This window comes from Streptomyces sp. CO7, from assembly GCF_053474865.1.
This window is the reverse complement of the sequence record NZ_JBRIOU010000006.1, coordinates 138692-145195: the sequence shown is the minus strand read 5'-3', so window position 1 is coordinate 145195 and position 6504 is coordinate 138692. Positions and strand designations below refer to the sequence as shown.

Here is a 6504-nt window from a genome sequence, read left to right as displayed (position 1 = left end):
TCGGTCGCCTGCTGGTCCTGGAGGTCACGGGGGACGGGCCTGCCGGGGGCCGCGGGCCGCTCGGGGTCCTCCCGGCTCTCCGGCTCCTCGTGCGCCGCTTCGTCGTCCGTGGACGCCGTCGCGGGGTCGCGGTCCGGGGAGGCCGCGGCGCCCGGGCCCGCCTCCGGCGCGCGGCCGCCGTCGCGTTCACGGGTCTCTTCCGGGTCGGCCTGCTGGTCCGGCATGTCACGGGGGACCGGCTGGACGCCTCCTGCGGCTGTCACGTCGCTCACGTGCCCACTCCCTTTCTCCTGGCCGTCGAAGCGGTCGGGGCCACCGGTCGGACCGGGGCCGGACCTGCGGGTACCTCCGCCTCGGGCCGGCAAACGCCACGACCGGGCGTCACGGCAGGTCACCGGACCCGGGCGCCGGTCCCGACGTCCCGTCAGCCCACCGAACCTCGGCCTGCCGACCGTCAGCCCACCGACCGTCCGCGCAGCGGCGCCGTGTCCAGGCCCCCGCCCTCGCGCAAGCCCTGCAGGAACTCCTCGATCACCGACTCGGCGTCCCGGGAGGGACGCCACCCCAGCACGTCCCGGGCCCGCCGGGTATCCATCATCGGGACGCGCAGCACCGCGTCGAACAGGTGGGGCGAGGCGGGCAGCAGCCGCATCCGCCATGCCGCGGCGACCGCCGCCCGCACCGCGCCCGCGGGCACCCGCACCGGCCTGGCCCCGAACATCCGCCCGAGCACCTGGGCGTCCAGCGGCGGTCCCGCCGCCAGGTTGAACGCGCCCCGGGCGTCGGGGGAGAGTGCCGCGATGCGGTACGCCTCGGCCGCGTCGTCGGTGTGCAGCGCCTGCACCCGCAGCCCCGGGATGTCCGGCAGCACCGGAAGCAGGCCCGGCCGGGCGATCGCCCCGGGCAGGTACTTCCCGCCGAAGATGCGCCGCTGTTCGCTGGCGGCCTCCTTCTTGAACAGGAACGCCGGCCGCATCCGCACGACCCGCACCTGGGGGTGCTGCCTCTCGAAGGCGTCCAGCGCCCGCTCCAGATAGGCCTTCTCCCGGGTGTAGGCGGCGTCCGGCCAGCCGTGTGTGGGCCAGGACTCGTCCACCTCGCGGTCCTTGGGCCCCGGGGAGTACGCCCCCACCGAGGAGGCGTGCACCAGCGCCGGGACCCCGGCGGCCGCCACCGCCTCGAACACCCGCAGGCTGCCCAGCACGTTGGTGCGCCAGGTCACCACCGGGTCGTGCGTGGGCTGGAACGCCCACCCCAGGTGCACCACCGCCTCCGCGCCCCGGAACACCTCCACCAGGGCGGGGCCGGACCTCTCCCGGGCCAGGTCCACCGCCTTCCAGTCGGTCCCCTCCGGCCGCCACCCGGGCAGCCGCCGGGCGACGCCCGTCACGGAGGTCACCGCCGGGTCCTCGGCGAGGACCCGCACCACGCTCGTGCCCACGTTGCCGGTGGCCCCGGTCACCACGATCCTGCCGCTCACAGCGCGCTCCTCACGTCCGGTACCGGCGTCCCGGGTACCCGCGCGGGCACACCGCTCACGCGCGCACCCGGGCGGTTCGCGCTCGGGTGCGCGCCGTGTCCCGCCGCGCGGCGCCCGGCGCTCACTCCCGGCGTGCGCCCAGCGAGGTGTCCGCCCAGATGTTCTCGGCGTGCAGCAGCAGCGCGCCCAGCACCGCCGCCTGGGAGGGGTCCTGGGCGGCGTGGTCGCGCAGGCTGCGCCGCAGCCGCGTGTGCAGTGCGGTGAGCCGCTCCTCGGAGGACTCCCCGAGGCCGTGCCCGCCGTCCGCGCGGTCGTCGCCGTCCTCGTCGTGCGTCTTTGCCTCCCGCTCCCGCAGGTCGCTCCGGCTCGCGCCGGAGGGGCCCGCGGCCAGCCGGCGGCTCTCCGCCTCGCAGGCCCGGCCCAGCACGTCCAGCATCCGCGCGTACAGGTCCAGCGCCGCGGTGTCCGGCGGCACCGGCGAGCGGCCCGCGTCGGCCGCCACCGACAGCGTCCTGGTCAGCGCGACCACCTGGCCCGTCACCCGCGCCCAGCGCTCGTCCTCCTCCGCCCGCGGCGCCTCCACCGGGATCCGCCGCAGCCGCCGCAGGCGGTGCGCCGCCAGCCGCAGGCTCTCGTCCGACCAGCTCCGCGCGGAGCGGAGCCCTTCCAGCCGTCGCTCCAGCCGGTCCGGCAGGTGCGACCAGCGCGAAGCCGTCGCGTCGTCCCACTCCGCCTCCGGCAGCTCCCGCGCCACCTGCCGCAGCGCCGCCCCCGCCTCCCGGGCCAGCCCGGCCAGGTTGTCCCGCACGTCACGCAGGTGGACGGGCGGCAGCACCAGCGCGTTCACGGCCACCCCGACGACGGCGCCCAGTACCGCCTGACCCACCCGGTGGCCCGCGGCCTCCGGGCTCACCGCCCCGGTCGCCAGGGTGAAGACGGCCGTGGTCGCCGCGTACCCGCCCTGGTCGCCGAAGCGGGACCAGTGCGAGAGCAGCATCAGCGGCGGCAGGCACACCGCCATGGCCGCCAGTTCGTCACCGGTGACCGCCTGGGCCCCGGTGGCCAGCAGCGTCCCCACGCAGATCGCGGCGCACTGCTGCGCCGCGCGCAGCAGCGACCCGTACACGGTGGCCTGCACCAGCACCAGCGCCGCCCACGGGGCCATCAGCGCCATCGGGTCGTGCAGCCACAGCTGGGCCACCACCCACGCCAGCAGCGCCGCCCCGGACGCCTTGAGGGACTGGACCAGCAGATCACGTTCGCGCCCCGGACCGCGCACCGCGTTGCGGGCCGTCGCGCCGACGGCCCGCAGCTCCCGGCCGATCGCCTCCGTCGCACGGTTCATCCGGCACGGGTTGCCGGGAGCGCCTGCGGTAACCGCGCTGCCTGGCCGGCGTTTCCGCCGGTCAGGGGAGGAGGTCGCGCCGTGCGGGCCGGATGCCCCGCCCGGTCCGCCCGGTGGGGCGCCTCCGCTCAGGCCAGCGGGCCCTCCCGCAGCGTCTCCAGCAGGTGCGCCGGGTCCGCGTAGACCGCCCGGGCCCCCGCCTCCTCCAGGTCGGCGCGCGGGATGCCGCCGCAGAGCACCCCCACCGGCGTGACGCCCGCCCGGCTCGCCGCCTTCATGTCCCAGACCGTGTCCCCGACGAAGACGGCCCGCTCCGCCGGCACCCCGGCCAGCTCCAGCGCGTGCTCCACCGGCTCGGGAGCCGGTTTGCCCTGCTCGACGTCGTCGGCGCTGGCCGTCGCGGTGATCGCCTCGTCGGCGTCCAGGGCCCGGCGCAGGGCCGCCAGCTCCGGGCCGCCCGCCGAGGTCGCCAGCACGACCCGGCGGCCCTCCGCGTGCAGCCGCTTCAGCAGCTCGCGCGCGCCCGGCAGGGGGTCGAGGCGGTCGAAGTACTGGCCGTACAGGGTCTTGTGCGCCGAGCTCAGGGCGTCGTCCTGCTCCTCGTCGCGGTCCTCGCCCAGCACCCGGGCGATCAGGTCCATGCCCGGCAACCCCACCGCGCGGTGGATGTGGTGCATCGGCACCCGGTGCCCCGCCTGGCGGAACGCCTCCCACCAGGCCACCGCGTGCAGGTGGTTGGTGTCCACCAGGGTCCCGTCGACGTCGAACACCACGGCCCGTTCCATACGCGTCCCGCCTCTCGCTCCTCGGCCGCCGGCGCCCGGCGACCGCTCACGGGTACCACCGCCGGGCCGCGTTCAGACGCCCGCCGGCAGGGCTCCCTCGCGGCTCCAGGCGAGCAGCCGCTCCAGCGGCCAGGTGGTCACCACCCGTTCGGGCGGCACACCGCACTCCTCGGCGCGGGCACAGCCGTGGATCTGCCACTCCAGCTGGCCCGGAGCGTGGGCGTCGGTGTCGACGGAGAACAGCACCCCGGCCTCCACGGCCTGCCGCAGCAGCCGCCGGGGCGGGTCCAGCCGCTCGGGGCGGCTGTTGATCTCCACCGCGGTCCCCGAGGCGGCACAGGCCGCGAACACCTCGTCGGCGTCGAAGTCCGACTCCGGCCGGCCCCGGCCCGTCACCAGCCGCCCCGTGCAGTGCCCCAGCACGTCGGCGTGCGGGTCGCGGACCGCGGCCACCATCCGCCGGGTCATCGCACGCCGGTCCATCCGCAGCTTGGAGTGGACCGAGACCACCACCACGTCCAGCCGCTCCAGCAGCTCCGGCTCCTGGTCCAGCGAGCCGTCGTCCAGGATGTCGCACTCGATCCCGGTCAGCAGCCGGAACGGCGCCCAGGTCGCGTTGAGCCGCTCCACCACCTCCAGCTGCTCCCGCAGCCGCTCGGGGGAGAGCCCCCGGGCGACGGTCAGGCGCGGGGAATGGTCGGTCAGTACCGCCCACTCGTGGCCCAGCGCCGCCGCCGCGCGGCCCATCTCCTCGATGGGGCTGCCGCCGTCGGACCAGTCGGAGTGCAGGTGGCAGTCGCCCCGCAGCAGCGACCGCAGGTGTTCGCCCCCCTCGGCGAGCGGCCCGCCGCCCTCCTCCTCCAGCTTCGCCAGGTACCCGGGAACCTCCCCGGCCAGGGCCTCCCGCGCGGCCTGCGCCGTCTTGGGCCCCACCCCCTTGAGGGCCTCCAGCGAGCCGTTCGCGGCGCGCTCGCGCACCTCGTCCGCGCCCAGCCCGGCCAGCACCCGGGCCGCGGTCCGGAACGCGCGCACCCGGTAGGTGGGTTCCTGCGACCGCTCCAGCAGGTAGGCGATCCGCTCCAGCGCGACGACGGGATCCATCCGCGCCTCCCTCCGTACGACGACATTCCCGGCCGCGGGCCCGCCCGCCGGCCGGGCGCCGGTCCGTGCCCGGTTTGCCCCGCGGGCGCTTGGGTACTGCGACGCCCCGGGTACCGGGACGCCCCGAGTACCCATCCGCCCAGCACCGTCAGCAGGAGGCGTGCCCATGCCCGAGACCGCACCCCGCGTCGCCGTCGTCACCGGCTCCGACTCCGGCATCGGCCGGGCAGTGGCGGTCAGGCTGGCCGAGGAGGGCATGGACGTCGGCATCACCTGGCACACCGACCATCAGGGCGCCGAACGCACCGCCGAGGAGGTGCGCGCCAAGGGCCGCCGCGCCGAGGTCGTCCAGGTCGACCTCACCCGGCTGCCGGAGGCCGCCGACACGGTGGACCGGCTGTGCGACCGGCTCGGCCGGATCGACGTCCTGGTCAACAACTCCGGCACCGGCACCTCCACCCTGTTCCTCGAACTCGGTCTGGACGACCTGCGGCACGTCCTGGACGTGAACCTGGCGGGCCCGTTCCTGTGCTCGCAGCGCGCCGCCCGGCGCATGATCGAGCAGGGGAACGGCGGCCGGATCGTCAACATCACCTCCGTCCACGAGCACCAGCCCAAGGTCGGCGCGGCGCCCTACTGCGCGTCCAAGGGCGGGCTGGGGCTGCTCACGCAGGTGATGGCGCTCGAACTCGCCGAGCACGGCATCACCGTGAACTCGGTGGCGCCCGGCGAGATCTCCACCCCGATGACCGGCCAGGAGGACACCGACCCGGGCACCCAGCGCCGCCCCGGCGTGCCGCTGGGCCGCCCGGGCGACGCCCGGGAGGTCGCCGCCGTGGTCGCCTTCCTGGCCGGTCCCGAGTCGTCCTACGTCACCGGAGCCTCCTGGGTGATCGACGGAGGCATGACGCGGATGGGACCGATGGCCGGGGCGTACCTGGACGCCGACGACTGGCGGCGTCCCTGAGGCGAACTACGCTCAAAGCCATGACGGAAATCTCGAGCCCCCGCGTCGGCCGCTCCCGGATCACCGTGCTCGCGGTCCAGCCGGCCACGCAGCCCTTCCGGATCGTGGAGATCGACGGCGACTTCGTCGGTGAGGCGAGGTCCGTCACCGACGTGCTGGAGATCGCCGCCGCCTACGGCATCGTGGTCCACGACCTGGACGACCCGGACGTGGTCCGCTGGGTCGGCGGCGACAAGTTCACCTGGGGCCGCAGGCAGGCGGGCTGAGACCGGCGGGCACACGGACGACCGGCCGGGAGCACGAAACCGGCCGGGTGCACGAAACCGGCCGGCACCCGAGGTGCCGGCCGGTCGGGGGAGCGGAGGGGAAGCGGGTCAGGCGGCGGGCCGCCGGGTCCGGCGGGCGTGCACCGCCCGGCCCAGCCTGCGGCCGAGCAGCAGGTGGCCGAGCAGCGCCCCGGCCGTGTTCATGATCACATCGTCGATGTCGAAGGCCCGGCCGGTGATCAGGGAGCCCTGCACCAGCTCCACGCAGAGCATCACCACCGCGGTCAGCGCGAGGACCCTCAGCATGCCGCGGGCGGCCGGGGCCACGATCGGCACCAGCACACCGAACGGCACGCCCAGCAGGACGTTCCCGCCGACCTGCTTGAGCGCCTGAAGGGGCTCGTAGGTCTCGAAGTACCGCCGCAGCGAGTCACCGGGACGCAGGTTGCTGTGCGTCAGGTCCGCCGAGGCGGGCGAGGGCTCCAGCGTGAGGCGGGCCAGCAGGACCGCGAAGCCCACCAGGAGGGCGAAACCGGCCAGCATGGCCAGCGCCCTCAGCG

General features: G+C 76.0%; 7 protein-coding genes and 1 pseudogene. 2 read left to right on the top strand and 6 right to left on the bottom strand.

Annotated elements, in window-relative coordinates; all coding sequences use genetic code 11:
- The 5 genes and pseudogenes from ACOV8S_RS22055 to ACOV8S_RS22035 form a co-directional block, all read right to left on the bottom strand.
- A pseudogene (locus ACOV8S_RS22055) lies at positions 1-272 on the bottom strand (hypothetical protein); the annotation flags it as partial.
- 182 nt (positions 273-454) lie between these two features.
- Complete coding sequence (locus ACOV8S_RS22050; RefSeq protein ID WP_448319669.1) at positions 455-1480, bottom strand: NAD-dependent epimerase/dehydratase family protein; 1026 nt, start codon at positions 1478-1480, stop codon at positions 455-457.
- Positions 1481-1601: 121 nt separating this feature from the next.
- Positions 1602-2825, bottom strand: coding sequence for an FUSC family protein (locus tag ACOV8S_RS22045; protein WP_448319667.1), 1224 nt, complete (start codon positions 2823-2825; stop codon positions 1602-1604).
- Positions 2826-2953: 128 nt separating this feature from the next.
- On the bottom strand, positions 2954-3610 hold the full coding sequence (locus tag ACOV8S_RS22040; RefSeq protein ID WP_448319665.1) for an HAD family hydrolase: 657 nt from the start codon (positions 3608-3610) through the stop codon (positions 2954-2956).
- A 72-nt stretch (positions 3611-3682) separates the two neighbouring features.
- Positions 3683-4711, bottom strand: a complete 1029-nt coding sequence (locus tag ACOV8S_RS22035; protein WP_448319663.1) for a PHP domain-containing protein — start codon at positions 4709-4711, stop codon at positions 3683-3685.
- Between the two features lie 166 nt (positions 4712-4877).
- On the opposite strand from ACOV8S_RS22035, the gene ACOV8S_RS22030 reads away from it, so the two are divergent.
- Positions 4878-5678 (top strand): SDR family oxidoreductase, encoded by an 801-nt coding sequence (locus ACOV8S_RS22030; RefSeq protein ID WP_448319661.1) that lies wholly within the window; start codon positions 4878-4880, stop codon positions 5676-5678.
- A gap of 20 nt (positions 5679-5698) precedes the next feature.
- Positions 5699-5944, top strand: a complete 246-nt coding sequence (locus tag ACOV8S_RS22025) for a hypothetical protein (protein WP_448319660.1) — start codon at positions 5699-5701, stop codon at positions 5942-5944.
- Positions 5945-6052: 108 nt separating this feature from the next.
- Here ACOV8S_RS22025 and ACOV8S_RS22020 read toward each other — a convergent pair whose 3' ends face one another.
- Complete coding sequence (locus ACOV8S_RS22020) at positions 6053-6487, bottom strand: VanZ family protein (RefSeq protein WP_448319658.1); 435 nt, start codon at positions 6485-6487, stop codon at positions 6053-6055.
- Between the last annotated feature and the right edge of the window lie 17 nt (positions 6488-6504).

Coding starts and splice junctions, on each gene's coding strand:
- ACOV8S_RS22045 (WP_448319667.1), bottom strand. CDS start 2,825: ATGAACCGTGCGACGGAGGCGATCGGCCGGGAGCTGCGGGCCGTCGGC.
- ACOV8S_RS22040 (WP_448319665.1), bottom strand. CDS start 3,610: ATGGAACGGGCCGTGGTGTTCGACGTCGACGGGACCCTGGTGGACACC.
- ACOV8S_RS22035 (WP_448319663.1), bottom strand. CDS start 4,711: ATGGATCCCGTCGTCGCGCTGGAGCGGATCGCCTACCTGCTGGAGCGG.
- ACOV8S_RS22030 (WP_448319661.1), top strand. CDS start 4,878: ATGCCCGAGACCGCACCCCGCGTCGCCGTCGTCACCGGCTCCGACTCC.
- ACOV8S_RS22025 (WP_448319660.1), top strand. CDS start 5,699: ATGACGGAAATCTCGAGCCCCCGCGTCGGCCGCTCCCGGATCACCGTG.
- ACOV8S_RS22020 (WP_448319658.1), bottom strand. CDS start 6,487: ATGCTGGCCGGTTTCGCCCTCCTGGTGGGCTTCGCGGTCCTGCTGGCC.